The following is a 14,508-nucleotide window of genomic DNA, read 5'->3' as shown; positions in this document are numbered from 1 at the left end:
TTTTGATTAGTAAGCAGCTGTAAAACGTTCACGGATATGATTGTTCTGTTCCAATTCATCTACCAGAACAACTGCTACATCTTCTACTGACAGAATACTTCTTCCCTCTTCATTCAATACCGGAGTTTCTAAAGAAGTTCTGTATTTTCCTGTTCTTGTTCCTACGTTAGCCTGGTTCATTTCAATTGCAGGGCTAAAGAAGGTCCAGTCAAGCGTATTATTTTCTTTGATCTTATTCAAATAATCTCTGGCAGCGGTAGCTCCAGGTTTATATGCTTCGGGAAAATCCGGCGTGTCTACAATTTGTACATGATCCGGTGTATAAAGACTTCCTGCACCTCCTACTACTATAAGTCTTTTTACTCCCGATTTCTCAACTGCTTTTTCAATGTTTTCAGAACCGGTAAGAAAGTCATTGTATAGATTCGGATTTGTCCATCCGGCATTGTAAGTACTGATTACAGCATCAATTCCCTTTAAATTTTCGGCTAGCTGTTCTACATTGTTTACATCAACACTTTTAGCCTTTACTTTGTCATTTTGCTCTACTTTAGAAGCATCTCTTACGATCGCCTCTACTTCATAACCTCTGTTTTCCAATTCTTTCACTACATGTGAACCTACAAATCCTGTTGCACCAATTACTGCTACTTTTTTCATAATGTTTATTTTTAAATTAAATTGTAATAAATTTTGTTACATTTAAGGGTAAAAAATTTTAATTGAATTGATCACAAAACTCCTGTAATGTTTTATCCCCTAAAAATTGAATCACTAACTTTTCTGTTTCGCTGAATAATGTGTTTAAATGATTATTAATCTCTTTTCCGACATTACAAGCCGGATTAGGATTTAGGTTTTTTTTACCCAGAACTTCAGTGTTTTTTACTGCTGAGTAGATATCAGAAATACGGATTTCGCTCGCATTCCTCGAAAGCTGGCTTCCTCCTTCTTTACCTTGTCTGCTTGCAACCAGACCAGCGTTTCTTAAAACCCCTAACTCTTTACGAACAACAACAGGATTAATATTAATACTGCCAGCCATCCACTCAGAAGTTAACCACTCCTCCGGACTATCTGCCAATAAGGTCATAATATGTACTGCCGTAGCAAATCTTGTATTGTTCATTTTAATTACAGGACAAAGGTAAAACAATTTTTTAATTGTAACAAAATTTATTACAGTTAAATTTTTCTTAAAGTACCAATTTATCCAAATCCAAAAGCAAATAGTTGATGTTCTGATTGATCGTTCTTGTTGCTGATTGCATCTGATTAAGCATTGCTGCACGGTTTTGCAGGTCATCAGCACGATAAAATCCTCCGTCACTAAAAATAACCGAACTGTCTGCAGCTTTCCTATCATCATCGAACTGATAATGAAGCCACCTTTGTTTCATACTCTGGATGATTGAACTTGATTCTTTATTGGAAAACTTCTTCTCGGTATACATGTACCAGATAAATGGTGGAAAATTAGGAGATTCAAGTCTTTCGTTCCATATATCCCTGAGCAGATTTCTTTGATGGATAAACTCTACCTTCTTACCCTTCGGGTTCAGGGTAGCCAATCCGAATCCGGCCCCCAAAGCACCCCCTCCAATATCTATTGCACTGCTCCATCCCTCATCTTTTACAATTCCTCCCGCAATGGATGCCGCAGCTCCTGCCACAATGGAATATAAAATAAGTTTATTATTCCTGGAAGCATTGAGATTATCTACATAGCTTCCAATCTGAGCCACCCGCTCTCCTTCGCAATCAAATTCAGCCGCTACAGCATCCAGCTCTGTGAGTGCAATCGTAATTTTACTGTTAATTTTAGTTTTAAGCTGTAAAACTTTAACCTGAGCACTTAGTGAGGTATCTTTTTTAAGTTCCATAATCTGATGCACTTCGTCCAGATTATCCAGAGCATTCAGGATAAGGATACTCTGATCGGAAAACATTCCTTTAAGCTCCTTGTTCGCAGCCAGAATAGAGTCAGAATTATAGGAAGGAAGCTTTTTGCTGTAATTGTATTGGAACGGGGCTTTGCAGTAGCTATCTTTTAAAGTAAGAATATTCTGCTTTATGGCCTGATTTTTTTTGGAAACACATGAAGTTATTAAGCTAAAAATAGCAAAAAGGTAAAGCAGCTTTTTCATTCAATCTATTTTTGTGTAGTCAGCTGTTGAAGGAGATTGCATGCATTATTAAAAATAATCTATCACCTATTTAAACAACTTAAAATCTAAAATACGAATTTAAAGTAAATAAAAAAATTTACCCAGAAATCGGGTAAATTTTAAGCTTTATTTAATCAGTAAATTATTTAATTCCCAATAGTTCAACTTCAAAAATAAGGGTACTGTTCGGGCCAATTTCTTTGCTGATCTGTTCCTCACCATAAGCCAGGTTAGGAGGAAGGAATAATCTCCATTTACTTCCTACCGGCATTAGCTGAAGAGCTTCTGTCCATCCGGATATTACTCTATTCAAAGGAAATGACGCCGGAGTTCCTCTTTTTACAGAGCTATCAAAAACCTCTCCTTTGATTGTGGTTCCGTGGTAGTGACATTTTACCGTATCTTTTGCTTTAGGCTGAGCTCCATTACCTTCTGTAATGATCTCATACTGCAATCCGCTTGGCAACGTTACAACACCATCCTTTTTGGCATTTTCTTCCATGAAGGCTTTTCCCTCATTAAGATTTTTTTCTGCCAGTTCTTTTTTGCGTTTAAATAACATATCTGCTACTCCCATTATTTAATTTTTTACAAAGATAAACTTTCTGAAAAACACTGAAAACCGAATGTTAAGCAGATAAAACACTAAAATAACATTATTTTAACATGCAATTCGAAACTTGGTGTTATAATTGGATTTAAAAATTAATGCCAAGCCCAATATTATATAATAAGAAATTCAATGAACTGACGGAGGAGGAAAAAGAACTTCTTACAATCAACAAAAAAAGTATTTCAGATTTTGTTGAACAGTCATCCATTATCAGCGATGTAGATTATGCGACGCGAAATGCTCATGCTACAACATATGCGGTTCTAAAAGGAGAGTTCAAAGTAAATACAAATCTACCCGATAATCTGCAACCCTTTTTTGATAAGGAAAAATATGATCTTATCATCAGGTTTTCCAATGCACATCTGAAAATTACAAAATCGAAAAAAGAAATGCCAGCCTACGGTTTTTCAGTAAAAATAAAAGACGAAACCGGCGATGTTCTGGCCAATTATCCATTGGTTAATTTCCCTTTGTTCCCGGTTAACTCAGTAAGTACATTTTTGAAGCTTTTTACCTCAATAAACCAATTTTTTATAAAAAAATGGAACCATGTATTTCCTCTTGCTTACCAGATAATAAAAATAACCCCATCAGTATTCACCTTTTCATTTTTAAAGCATCTGTTCAGGTTGATCAGCCGGCGTAACAATTTCTTCCTTTCATTTGATTTTCACTCTATCGGAGCCTACCGGTTAGGCGAATATATGATCAAAATACAGCTAAAACCTCAATCTCCGGAGAAGAATTTTGGAAAAAAAACAGGTACCCGTGAAGCTATTGAAAATTACTTTTCTTCCAATGAGTATGTGGCGGATGTATTGGTTCAGCTGTGTTGTGATTTAAAGGATCAGCCCATTAATATTTTAAATCGTGAATGGAAGAATGCTCCCCTTATTAAAATAGGTGAAGTACTAATCAAAAGGGATAGTATACTTGAGCGATCGTGTGAACACGAACTCCTGTCTTTTAATCCTTTTGAAAGCAAGACTATTTTCCAGCCCGTTGGTAAAATCCAGAAACTCCGGGATGAAGCGTATAAGGTATCTGTACAAACCCGGCGCAAGATCAATAAACTGTTGCATGGATAACCTTGAAAACAATTGGCACGAAATAAAAAAACTAGATTCAATAAAAAAGCCTTACTTTTCAGTAAGGCTTTATGATTTATTTTTCTTCAAGCTTTTCTTTTGCTTCGTCCTCTTTTTCAGGGAACATGATTGATAAAATAACTGAAATCACCAGTACTCCACCCACGACCCCTAATGAGATTGGTGATGAAATATGAATCCATGGTGCAATTAACATTTTAACTCCAATGAAAGATAGGATGATAGCTAATCCGTAAGGTAATTTACTGAACATATGAATAAAATTCGCTAATAGGAAATACAATGATCTAAGTCCTAGAATTGCAAAAATATTCGAAGTATAAAGAATGAACGGATCATCAGAAATCGCAAAAATAGCAGGAATTGAATCTACAGCGAAAAGAACATCTGTAAATTCTATTACTCCTACAACAACCAAAAGTGGAGTCGCCATTCTGATCCCGTTTTTAACGGTAAAGAACTTATCTCCATCATAGTTATCGGCAACTTTCCAGAAACTCTTGATAAGCTTAGCCCCGGCAGTATTACTGAAATCTTCATCCTCATCATCGCCTCCGTCACCCCAGGATTTAATACCGGCGTAAATAAGGAAAATACCAAAGAGTGCCATTACAATATTAATCTTAACAGCTTCACCAAAAATGTGCATTTCAGGTAAATAAGTTAAATTGATCAGTTCGACTCCGGCAAAAATAAATATCGCCCTGAAAATCAACGCGCCTATAATTCCCCAGAACAAAACTTTATGATGTAAATATTTCGGAACTTTAAAAAATCCGAAAACAAGGATAAATACAAACAGGTTATCCACTGAAAGGGCTTTTTCTATCCAGTAAGCAGCCTGATACTGGGTAAACTTTTCTACAGCAAGATGATGCCCATCAGCCTGGTTGAACACCCAATATACCACTCCTGAAAAGATCATGGACAATGAAATCCACACTACAGACCAGATCGTTGCTTCTTTAGATGAAACCTCGTGACTTTTTTTGTTGAAAACTCCCAAATCGAGAAGCAGCATGATAACAACCGTTACCGCAAATCCCCACACCAAACCAGGATGCAGTTCTAAAATACTTTGATGTTTTTCCACTTTACTATGTGTTTTTTTTATATACGACAAAAGCAATAGCTGTACGGAGTACAATTATTGCCATTTATTTTAATGCGCGTAAATATAACCAATTTCAGCATAACTAAGCCTGACAAAAGTCTTGTTTAATAAATTTACAATCAACAATAATCAGCTCACTACGCCTGTAAATCAGTCTATGTGCTATATTTTTTTCTTATAAATACTTTTGCTGTACGGTCTGGATTGTCTGCTCCAGTTTTCTGTCTGCGGTAGGATCTCCGATTGCGTTGAATTTCCATTCCCCGTTTCTTCTGTAAAAAACTCCCATTACCATCGCAACATGCCCGCTGAATGATTTGTCGTTAGCAATATCGTATTTAGCGAAAACTTCTTTTACATTAGTCGGTGTTCCCTCATAAATACGAATGGACGCAAACGGAATGGTTCCGAAATCCTGACCTCTGTAGCTGTTCAAAACCAGGGCAACATGCTCAACACCGGGATCCAGCTGATTGAAATCCACCGTAATAACCTCATTATCCAAACCGTCATCTCCGTCTACATCCCCTGTAAGATCATCCCCACTATGCTTCACAGATCCGTTTTTAGACTTTAGGTTTCCGAAGTAGATTACTTCCGTTGCATTTTTATTGGAATCATATAAAATACAGCTCGCATCTAAGTCTACTGCTTCTTTTTTACTTCCCCCGAAAAAGCTCTTTTTCTCAATCGCCCCCCAGTTAATTCCCACACAGGCTTGCGTAAGAGTAGTTCCGTTTTCTTTGGTAAGATTAATTCTTTGACCTTTCTGTAAGTTAATAGCCATTTTTTTATGTTTAATTATTTTTTTAGTGAACTGCGAAACCGCTGAATCGCAAAATTACTTTTATCCTACCTTTTTTGAAGGTAGTTTCTTTTTTAAGTTAATCCGTTAAACTGAATAATTGTGAAATTGCTTCTTTTTTTATCTTATAGTAACTATTTTACAGTTTCTACAAATAATGCAATTTGGCCTTTTTACAATTCAGCAAATTTGCATTTTCCCTCCTTCCTAATTATTCAAATTCAAATTAAGCATTGCACGCAGAATATTTGTTTCTTCATTGACATCAAATATTTTGCTCATAATATCAACGTTTTCTAAGTTTCGAAGATAGTCCTTTAAAACAGTCTCTACATCTTCAGGTAGTGTACGTTTTCTTTCACCGATTGATTCCTCCAGCTCCTGATTTTTCCTCTTTAGCTGGTTGATAATAACAATCTGGTTCGATTCATTTTCCGCAGTATTTAAGTACGCAAGCTCATCATCGATCAGGTATAATCTCTTCTCTTCAATGTTGAAGATAAAGTGTTCATCCGATTGAAAGATCCGAAATAATTCATATTCATTTCTGTCGATTTTGTAACCACACATAAAGCGTACTTTAAAGTTTTGTATATTAAGCTTACCTAATAATTTCCTTTCAATAAAATAATCATTGTACTGGTAAGAAGGAACCGGATGAAGCTTAAGTTTTGATTCATCTGCCTCCGTTCTGTAAAATTCCGTTGCATATTTTTTATGAAAATATAAAACATCATTCCAGTTCAGGGTGAATTTATCTTCTGTAAGATCTTTATACAAATTTTTCAAATGCGTAGAAAATATACCGCTGTACATTTTCCTGTCTATTTCAAAACTATCAACTTTCCTTTCTTCAAAAGCTGAAATATATTGATTATTAATATCAATTTCATTAATAACCGCCAGCAGATCGTTTTCCTTTTTCTTCTTTATCTTGGTCAACAATTCTATCAGGCTGTCCGTATACTGAAGGTGAAAAAGCTCAAGCTTCTGAAAATCCAGTGTCTTATTTTCATTGAACAGATTATGTATAATATCTGTTTTAATGTAAATGGATATTATATTAACATTTTCAAAGAAGTTGGCAAGAAGTTTAAGTTTCGTTAATCTTCTTTTACTCTGAGACAGTATGGTTACAGCTTCATCATTCACCGGTGTATCGTATTATTAACCTCTGATATTTGCTTTTAGTTCGCTTTCTAATGTTTGCAGGTCCTGATCCAGCTTTCTTCTGTTTTCTGTTCCTTGCTTTTGGATCTGCTTTACTTCATTCAGGGTATTGATCAACATGGCTGTTGTTTCTTTCAAGGTTTCAGCGGATACAATGGTCTGCTCGTTTGCTTTCGCAACGTTTCTGGAGTTTTGCCCCAGACGTTCTGCATTTTTCCTTAAAATTTCTTCTGTAGTGGAAGATACCTTTTGCTGAATTTCAATATTCTGTTGCTGTCTGTGCATGGCAACAGCTAAAGAAAGCTGATTCTTCCATACCGGCAATGTTGTGGTAAGGATAGTCTGTGCCTTTTCAGCTATGGAAACATTATTGTTCTGTACCAATCTGATTTGCGGAAGGGACTGCATCATGATCAGACGAACAACTTTGAGATCAGCCAATCTTCTGTCCAGCCTGTTAATGAAGTCTCTTTTATCTGCAATCTGATAATCAGCATAATTCTGGATATTCGCTTCCATTTCTGCAAGTTCTCTTCCCGCTCTCTCCATTCTTAGATTCCCTGCAATTACAAGATCTTCTATTTGTTTAATAGAGTTCACATTACTGTCAAAGATCGTTTGCAATACTGCATTATCCTTTGTAGAAGTAATGATCCCCGCATTTACTTTATAAGAGATCTGATCAATATTATTGATAATCTTATCGTACTTCGCAAATAAGTTCTCAACCTGGGTGATTACTTTTTTCATGAATGGCAAACGGCTTAAAAAGCTTTTCGCTTTATTTCCGCCATTGATTTCATCTACATCCACGTAATTAAGCTCAACCAATAAATTATTGATCAGCTCTCCTACTTCACCAGAATTGGACCTCCTGACGTTATTCAGAAAGCTATCACTCTGATTTGCAAGCGTCTTCTGCAGTTCAGAACCAAAATTTACGATAGAACCGGGATTAGTTTCATCTATGGCATTCGCTGCATTTTCATATTTTTGCAGATCATCATTTTTGATCTGGCTTAAATTCACATTTCCATCGCGGTCCACCAGAACCCCAGGTGTTCCCTGGTTGGATTGAACAGGCTGTGCCGGCTCAAATGTTTTAAGAGGTTCAATTGACTGAAGTGGGTCGATAGGTTGATTGGGTTCGTTATCCATGATAAATTATTGATAAAGTGATACAAATTTTTCAAGCCCTTCTCTCTGTCCGCTTCCTACCGCTTCAAACTTCCACTCTCCGTTTCTGTTATAGATTCTTCCGAATTCTACCGCTGTTTCGATGGAGAAGTCCTCATCCAGTTCATATTTTAGAATTTCTTCGTTGGTATCGGTATTGAAAATTCTGATAAAAGAGTTTCTTACCTGTCCGAAATTTTGTTTTCTTGCTTCAGCTTCGTGAATGGTAACAACCACTGTTATTTCCTTTACAGCAGAATCGATTTTGGTAAGATCAATTTTAATTTGCTCATCGTCGCCATCTCCATCTCCTGTTAAATTATCTCCCGTATGGATTACAGCTTTATCCGGAGATTCCAGGTTGTTGTAAAAAATAAAGTGATTATCTGAAACCAATTTTTTATTTTCTCCCAATAAAAATAAAGAAGCATCTAAATCGAAAGAACCTCCTGTAGATGTATTATTGATGTCCCATCCTAAACCTACGGTAAATTTAGGTGCATTTATATTTTCTCTTTGTCCTTTTTGTAAGTTAATAGCCATAATATAATTCTGTTTGTGTTAAAGCATTTATGTTATTTTCGTATTCTTCTATTAAATGATAGTTATTGCTGATTGCCAGTTCAAGCAAGCTATCGATCTGTTCCTTTTTTACTTTAGACGTAAGATACTCAAAATTACTTGAATCCAACCCTAAAATATATTTCACAATTCTCGTATTAAACTGAAAACCAGGCCTCGCCATCACCTCAGCAATGTGATCTACATTTTTTACTGCATAGTAATTGAAGTAGTTTTCAATTTTCGGGTCAATATTAAAATTCATTAACTCCGCATAATATAAGAATATGAAATCAGCTTGTACGTCATATTCATTCAATATTTTGTTTACAGTATGCTCATGGCTTCCTGTAATTTTGATATCATCTATAAAAATACAAAGTTTTCCTCTTAGAAAATCCTTGTCAATATAATACGTATCATTAGCAATCAGATTTTTCCGATCCTCGAAATTAAGATTTCCATAATCTGTCGTATAGGTATGATTACGGTTGATCTTGGATAAAATACTTGACTTCTTTCCTTTTTGAAAAAGATAGAAATCAAGGCACTTTTTAAAATAAAAGCATAAAAAGTTTGAAGCAGTGGGAATTGCCATATAAGGACTCGGTAAAATCACGATTTCTTTATCGGCATCAAAAAGCCCTTCATAATGTCTAATAAATCCTTCGAATAATTCTTTAGCAAACTTCTCGGCATAAGATTTATCTCCATATTTAAAATAACTGTATTCTGCCGGAGAAAAGCTAAACTCTTCCGCAGAATGAATATGATGTAAACTGTACCTCGTGTTCATAGTTATTATATTGAATGTTTAAGTAAATGTGCATTGAAACCAAAGCTTTTCGCTCCATTAAAATCGGCAATCGCATTATCACCGATATGCAAAATCTGGCGAAGTTCCAGCTCCTGGTTCTTGATTTTACTTTTCACTTCCTGAAAAGCAATCGGATTGGGTTTTGAACAATTGATCTCATCTGAATAGATATGGAAATCGATATAATCGTCCAGATTCTCTTCTATTAAAAACTTTCTAAGCGTTTTCCCTTTTATAAAGCCGGTATTACTTAAAATATTGATGGTCTTCCCCTGGTTTTTGATCTCGTCGAAAAGCTGGTGTATATTGTCAAAAATAATAACCGGTTTGTACTCCAGGAACAATTCTTCGCTTTTTATATAAAATGCATTGAGATCATCCGTATTGATTTCTTTTATATCAACCTGTAAAGCGCTTAATATAAGAAGATAAATTTCAAATGTATCCACATTCCCTCCTGTTACTTCATTCATCGTATTACACAAATCATCATAATATTTTACTGTTTTTGTAACAGTTTCTATGGGTTGATTAATGGTAAAAAACGAGGTGAACAGCTCAACTCTTTTTGCTTTAAATTCAGGGTGAGATTTTATCAAAGTAAGCCACAAATCAAAAGAGAAATGATAGTGGTTGTGGATGTCAATATCTGTTTTCAAAATGGTACGTATTACAATTTACACAGAGCATTGCTAAAAATTACTCCATATAATTTCATTTTTTCGTCGTTAGTTTTTAGTTTGAATCTATTCAATTCCTCCCAAAGATAATTTTTTAAAATTAAAGTCTGTTTTTTTTATAACTTTTTAAGATTTATGATTAATAATTAAGAAAAAAACGACAACTCATCATGGCACGTACCTACCATTTGTCTATTTCTTGGGCATTACCTTATAAGTGGGATCATCTTCTATGCTAACATCAATTACCGCTTCCGCTGTTTTTAAAATTTTCCTGCAGTCTTCGCTTAAATGGCGTAGGTGTAAGGTTTTATTGAGCTCATGATACCGTCTGGACAGCTTATCCAAAGCATCAATTGCACTCATATCAACAATTCTGCTTTCTTTAAAATCCACGACAACCTTATCCGGATCGGCTGCCGGATCAAATTTCTCTGCAAATGCGGTTACAGATCCGAAAAATAAAGGGCCGGAGATTTCATAATACTTCACTCCATCTTCATCAACGTACTTTCTTGCTCTGATCCTTTTTGCATTATCCCAGGCAAATACCAACGACGCAATGATGACTCCTACAAGAACAGCTAAGGCCAGATTATGCAAAACTATTGTTATCATCGCGACGATCACCCCAACAAATATGTCAGACTTTGGCATCTTATTGACAATCCTTATCGAAACCCACTGAAAGGTACTGATGGCTACCATCATCATTACCCCTACCAAAGCAGCCATTGGAATTTTTTCAATAAATGGTGCTCCTACCAGAATAATAATCAAAATCGTTATTGATGCAATGATTCCTGAAAGCCTGGCTCGGGATCCTGCATTGAGATTAACTAACGTCTGAGCTACCATGGCACAACCGCCCATTCCGGCAAAAAAACCATTGGTAATATTAGCAAGTCCCTGAGCCACAGATTCACGGTTAGCATTTCCTTTGGAATTGGTGATCTCATCAACCATCGAAAGAGTTAAAAGAGATTCTATAAGGCCTACACCAGCCATGATTAATGCGTAAGGAAATATAATTTTCAGGGTTTCCAATGAAAATGGTACGGCAGGAATATGAAATGGAGGAAAACTTCCGCTGATGTGTGCAATATCCGCGACAGTCTTTGTATGGATATTTAATCCCAGGACAAGTCCAAAAACAATAATAATGGCAACCAATGAGGCAGGAACCACTTTGGTCAGTTTAGGAAAAAAATAAACAATGGCTATCGTAAAAGCCGTAAGTCCGGCCATAATATATAAAGAACTTCCCTGAAGCCAATGAACGGCTCCGTTGCCATCTACAAATTTAAACTGTTCTACCTGAGCCATAAAAATAATGACCGCTAAACCATTCAAAAACCCATACATAACAGGCTGAGGAATAAGGCGAACAAATTTCCCCAGTTTAAAAACACCAACCAATATCTGGAAAACTCCTGCTAAAGCAACGGTTGCGAACAGATATTCTACTCCATGCGATTTAGCCAAAGCAATCAATACCACGACTGTAGCACCTGCTCCTCCGGACACCATTCCCGGCCTCCCTCCAAAAACAGCCGTGATCAATCCCATTAAAAAAGCGGCATACAAGCCCGTAAGCGGAGAAAGTCCCGCAAGAATCGCAAATGAAAGAGACTCCGGGATCATGGTCATTGCGACAGTAAATCCCGCAAGTAATTCATTTTTATAATTAATTTTTTTAGGAAAATCGAAGATATTAGTGAATGCATCCATAGTTAATCACAAAGGTAAATACTTGAAATATTATACACAATAAACGAATTCTCAAAATAGCATAAACGAATAAGCATTATTTCAAATAATTCACACATAAATTTATATTATTAAAAATATAAAAATTTAAAACCTTAATTTTTCCGTTAATGTCATTTTTTAACATTATTTATTACTTATATTTTTTGCATCAATTTTAAATTTTTCTATATTTGAAAATCAAGAAGTTGATTTTTTATTATATAACTTTAAATTAAAATAAGATTTTTCTTATTTAACTTTTATAAAAAAAATTAATCTACGAGTAAACAATATAAAGAAAAAATTGAATGAAAGGGCTTTAGATAATATATTATTGCTACTGCAGTCATAAAATCTGATATCTATAGTATTTTATTAGACGAGACAAAAGATAAATAATCGCTAAAAGCATCGATGGAGGTTAGAAGGATACTCAAGTCATTCTTTACATACTAAAAAATTCAGCAAATAATAGCCATGCTATTCCAGAAGTTTTGCTTTTTACCATCTTCGCTGCTCACAAGGGCAATTGATTACCTATTTTGTAACATATTCTATTATTTCTATACGTATCACATATTCAGAATACAGTTGATATACTATTTTATCTAATCTATCTAAGCAAACACTAATTATAAAATATTATCTAATAAAAATGTTATACAAAGAAATACATATCGGGCAATTCGTGAAAGAGCGGGTTGACGATAAAGGAATTACAATGGAAAGAATTTGTAATTTCTTAAACAAGGATGAAGAATTTGTTGAAAAGATGTACAACAGCAAATCGATAGATACAGAAGTTCTGCTACGATGCAGCAAATTACTGGAGTACGATTTTTTCAGATTATATAGTTCTCACCTTATTTTATACGCTCCACCGGCAGCTGTAAACAAGAATACGGAGAAATCAGACAAAATCCCTTATTTCAGAAAAAACATTTACACACAGGAAATAAAAGAATTCATCATTAAAAGAATTCAATCAGGAGAGATGACTCTGAATGAGGTCATTAAAGAATATTCTATTCCTAAAAGTACCCTTCACCGTTGGCTGCAAAAAATAAACACACCCATTAAATAAGATATAATGCGACCAAATTACAGCAAGATTTACCATGATATGCTCAGACTGGAGCATCCGGATAAATTAGAAGAACCCAAAATTAAAGAATTACTGAAAAGACTTAACACTTCTGATGATGTTTTAAAATTCAATGAAAGAATTTTTGAACAATCAAAAGAAAGCTCAAAAAACAATCAAAAACTAAAGACCTACGACAAAAAAACAATGCTTAAACTGCTGCAATATCAAAAAAAGCATGGCTTTTCGACAAGTTATATGTCTAAAAAGTACAAGATAAGCAGAACTACCATTGCAAAATGGAAAAAGAACTTTGAAGAAGAAATCAGTTAAAAAAAATAATAAAAAGCCGGCGAATGATTATTTGCCGGCTTTTTATTTAAGCTAGATAGGTCTGTACATTCGAATCATAATGCCTATCATAGCTTTTCTATAAAGAAATAAAATATTGATTTTTTTAATCAACAGATTGATAACTTTGTTCATCATGAAAGAAGAGCACGAGCTGAATATTGTATCATTTGTCGGTCGTTATTTCAATTACATCCTTCCCGAAAAGGAAATGGACATTGTATGCCTGTCCGTCAGTGGCAAAGAGATAATACCTCTTGAGGGTAACCGCATTCATTTTTATATGATTATTATAGGAGTGAAGGGTAAAACCAGAATCAAAGCAGGCTCGCATCAATTTTTAATCAAGCCCAACAGTGTTTCTGTGATTCCGGCAGAATCATGGGTAGCATTAGAAAAGCCCCAGAAAACATTTGATGCAAAATTCATCTTTTTTGAACCTTCATTTTTAAAAAAAGGCTGGGCTTATAACCATGTGCTGAATGATCTCATGTTCATTAATCCCAACTATCCTCCGACATTTCCTCTGAAAGGAAAACAACAAAAAGATTTCCTGTACAAATTCAATAAAATTTCACAGGAAATAGACACAGAAGCTCCCTTCGGAATGGAAATGATACGACTTTATCTTGTACAGATTTTATTTGAATACAATAGGATTTGCGAAATCTGCCTGCTGAATTCCGATACTTCGATCAACCGGAAATTTCAGATTATGCACCGCTTCCGGCAGCTTGTTGACGTACAATTCAAAGAAAATAAAGCCGTGGCATCTTATGCGGACCAAATGAACATAACCCCTAAATACCTCAGCGAGTGTGTAACTGAACATTTAGGATATCCGGCTTTAAAAGTTATTCAAAACAGAATTTTGCGTGAAGCAGAGGTACTTCTGAAATATACTGAGAAAAGTATTAAAGAAATCAGTAATGAGCTGCAATTTGACTCACCAACGCATTTTTCCCGCTTCATACAACATCAGAAAGGCAAAACTCCCACAGAACTTAGACAGCAACCGTAAAATTGGTCACTTAAGCCGAAATCCGGCTCTCCTATTTTCCTGTCTTTATGTATAGCTTTGTATCATCACATTAAACAAAAAAAT

General features: G+C 35.1%; 16 protein-coding genes. 4 read left to right on the top strand and 12 right to left on the bottom strand.

Features of this window, described 5'->3' with window-relative positions; translation table 11 throughout:
• Positions 1 to 6: 6 nt before the first annotated feature.
• From G9C87_RS18145 to G9C87_RS18130, 4 genes are all read right to left on the bottom strand, one after another.
• The gene (locus G9C87_RS18145; RefSeq protein ID WP_172283796.1) at positions 7 to 660 is read right to left on the bottom strand and encodes an NAD(P)-dependent oxidoreductase; all 654 of its coding nucleotides are present in this window, start codon (positions 658 to 660) and stop codon (positions 7 to 9) included.
• 58 nt (positions 661 to 718) lie between these two features.
• Positions 719 to 1,129, bottom strand: coding sequence for an Rrf2 family transcriptional regulator (locus G9C87_RS18140; RefSeq protein ID WP_172283794.1), 411 nt, complete (start codon positions 1,127 to 1,129; stop codon positions 719 to 721).
• A gap of 67 nt (positions 1,130 to 1,196) precedes the next feature.
• The gene (locus tag G9C87_RS18135) at positions 1,197 to 2,147 is read right to left on the bottom strand and encodes a hypothetical protein (RefSeq protein WP_172283792.1); all 951 of its coding nucleotides are present in this window, start codon (positions 2,145 to 2,147) and stop codon (positions 1,197 to 1,199) included.
• A gap of 163 nt (positions 2,148 to 2,310) precedes the next feature.
• Complete coding sequence (locus tag G9C87_RS18130; RefSeq protein WP_172283790.1) at positions 2,311 to 2,745, bottom strand: FKBP-type peptidyl-prolyl cis-trans isomerase; 435 nt, start codon at positions 2,743 to 2,745, stop codon at positions 2,311 to 2,313.
• 131 nt (positions 2,746 to 2,876) lie between these two features.
• Between G9C87_RS18130 and G9C87_RS18125 the strand changes: the two genes are divergently transcribed.
• Positions 2,877 to 3,872, top strand: coding sequence for a catalase (locus G9C87_RS18125; protein ID WP_172283788.1), 996 nt, complete (start codon positions 2,877 to 2,879; stop codon positions 3,870 to 3,872).
• A gap of 76 nt (positions 3,873 to 3,948) precedes the next feature.
• Here the strand turns inward: G9C87_RS18125 and G9C87_RS18120 are convergent, their stop codons facing one another.
• The 8 genes from G9C87_RS18120 to G9C87_RS18085 all read right to left on the bottom strand — a co-directional run bounded on the left by G9C87_RS18120 (position 3,949) and on the right by G9C87_RS18085 (position 11,947).
• Positions 3,949 to 4,986: a TerC/Alx family metal homeostasis membrane protein gene (locus G9C87_RS18120; protein WP_172283786.1), complete on the bottom strand. Its 1,038-nt coding sequence runs from the start codon at positions 4,984 to 4,986 to the stop codon at positions 3,949 to 3,951.
• 196 nt (positions 4,987 to 5,182) lie between these two features.
• The gene (locus tag G9C87_RS18115) at positions 5,183 to 5,794 is read right to left on the bottom strand and encodes a TerD family protein (RefSeq protein WP_172283782.1); all 612 of its coding nucleotides are present in this window, start codon (positions 5,792 to 5,794) and stop codon (positions 5,183 to 5,185) included.
• A gap of 225 nt (positions 5,795 to 6,019) precedes the next feature.
• Entirely contained in the window at positions 6,020 to 6,964 is a 945-nt protein-coding gene (locus G9C87_RS18110; protein WP_172283781.1) for a hypothetical protein, read from the bottom strand.
• A 15-nt stretch (positions 6,965 to 6,979) separates the two neighbouring features.
• On the bottom strand, positions 6,980 to 8,140 hold the full coding sequence (locus G9C87_RS18105) for a toxic anion resistance protein (RefSeq protein WP_172283780.1): 1,161 nt from the start codon (positions 8,138 to 8,140) through the stop codon (positions 6,980 to 6,982).
• Between the two features lie 6 nt (positions 8,141 to 8,146).
• Positions 8,147 to 8,701 carry a TerD family protein gene (locus G9C87_RS18100; RefSeq protein WP_172283779.1) on the bottom strand — a complete coding sequence of 185 codons (555 nt, stop codon included), beginning with the start codon at positions 8,699 to 8,701 and terminating at the stop codon, positions 8,147 to 8,149.
• Positions 8,691 to 9,515 carry a phosphoribosyltransferase family protein gene (locus G9C87_RS18095; protein WP_172283777.1) on the bottom strand — a complete coding sequence of 275 codons (825 nt, stop codon included), beginning with the start codon at positions 9,513 to 9,515 and terminating at the stop codon, positions 8,691 to 8,693. Before G9C87_RS18095 ends, G9C87_RS18100 begins: the two co-directional genes overlap by 11 nt.
• A gap of 5 nt (positions 9,516 to 9,520) precedes the next feature.
• Positions 9,521 to 10,195: an HAD family hydrolase gene (locus tag G9C87_RS18090; RefSeq protein ID WP_172283776.1), complete on the bottom strand. Its 675-nt coding sequence runs from the start codon at positions 10,193 to 10,195 to the stop codon at positions 9,521 to 9,523.
• Positions 10,196 to 10,408: 213 nt separating this feature from the next.
• The gene (locus G9C87_RS18085) at positions 10,409 to 11,947 is read right to left on the bottom strand and encodes a SulP family inorganic anion transporter (RefSeq protein ID WP_172283774.1); all 1,539 of its coding nucleotides are present in this window, start codon (positions 11,945 to 11,947) and stop codon (positions 10,409 to 10,411) included.
• A gap of 676 nt (positions 11,948 to 12,623) precedes the next feature.
• Between G9C87_RS18085 and G9C87_RS18080 the strand changes: the two genes are divergently transcribed.
• From G9C87_RS18080 to G9C87_RS18070, 3 genes are all read left to right on the top strand, one after another.
• Positions 12,624 to 13,052: a helix-turn-helix domain-containing protein gene (locus tag G9C87_RS18080; protein WP_172283772.1), complete on the top strand. Its 429-nt coding sequence runs from the start codon at positions 12,624 to 12,626 to the stop codon at positions 13,050 to 13,052.
• A 6-nt stretch (positions 13,053 to 13,058) separates the two neighbouring features.
• Entirely contained in the window at positions 13,059 to 13,385 is a 327-nt protein-coding gene (locus G9C87_RS18075) for a helix-turn-helix domain-containing protein (protein ID WP_172283770.1), read from the top strand.
• A gap of 154 nt (positions 13,386 to 13,539) precedes the next feature.
• Positions 13,540 to 14,424 (top strand): helix-turn-helix domain-containing protein, encoded by an 885-nt coding sequence (locus tag G9C87_RS18070; protein WP_172283768.1) that lies wholly within the window; start codon positions 13,540 to 13,542, stop codon positions 14,422 to 14,424.
• Positions 14,425 to 14,508 lie beyond the last annotated feature (84 nt).

The organism is Chryseobacterium sp. LAM-KRS1, from assembly GCF_013184525.1.
GTDB classification, from domain to species: domain Bacteria; phylum Bacteroidota; class Bacteroidia; order Flavobacteriales; family Weeksellaceae; genus Chryseobacterium; species Chryseobacterium proteolyticum.
This window is presented reverse-complemented; position numbering and strand designations above follow the sequence as displayed.

Coding starts and splice junctions, on each gene's coding strand:
- G9C87_RS18145 (WP_172283796.1), bottom strand. CDS start 660: ATGAAAAAAGTAGCAGTAATTGGTGCAACAGGATTTGTAGGTTCACAT.
- G9C87_RS18140 (WP_172283794.1), bottom strand. CDS start 1,129: ATGAACAATACAAGATTTGCTACGGCAGTACATATTATGACCTTATTG.
- G9C87_RS18135 (WP_172283792.1), bottom strand. CDS start 2,147: ATGAAAAAGCTGCTTTACCTTTTTGCTATTTTTAGCTTAATAACTTCA.
- G9C87_RS18130 (WP_172283790.1), bottom strand. CDS start 2,745: ATGGGAGTAGCAGATATGTTATTTAAACGCAAAAAAGAACTGGCAGAA.
- G9C87_RS18125 (WP_172283788.1), top strand. CDS start 2,877: ATGCCAAGCCCAATATTATATAATAAGAAATTCAATGAACTGACGGAG.
- G9C87_RS18115 (WP_172283782.1), bottom strand. CDS start 5,794: ATGGCTATTAACTTACAGAAAGGTCAAAGAATTAATCTTACCAAAGAA.
- G9C87_RS18105 (WP_172283780.1), bottom strand. CDS start 8,140: ATGGATAACGAACCCAATCAACCTATCGACCCACTTCAGTCAATTGAA.
- G9C87_RS18100 (WP_172283779.1), bottom strand. CDS start 8,701: ATGGCTATTAACTTACAAAAAGGACAAAGAGAAAATATAAATGCACCT.
- G9C87_RS18095 (WP_172283777.1), bottom strand. CDS start 9,515: ATGAACACGAGGTACAGTTTACATCATATTCATTCTGCGGAAGAGTTT.
- G9C87_RS18085 (WP_172283774.1), bottom strand. CDS start 11,947: ATGGATGCATTCACTAATATCTTCGATTTTCCTAAAAAAATTAATTAT.
- G9C87_RS18080 (WP_172283772.1), top strand. CDS start 12,624: ATGTTATACAAAGAAATACATATCGGGCAATTCGTGAAAGAGCGGGTT.
- G9C87_RS18075 (WP_172283770.1), top strand. CDS start 13,059: ATGCGACCAAATTACAGCAAGATTTACCATGATATGCTCAGACTGGAG.
- G9C87_RS18070 (WP_172283768.1), top strand. CDS start 13,540: ATGAAAGAAGAGCACGAGCTGAATATTGTATCATTTGTCGGTCGTTAT.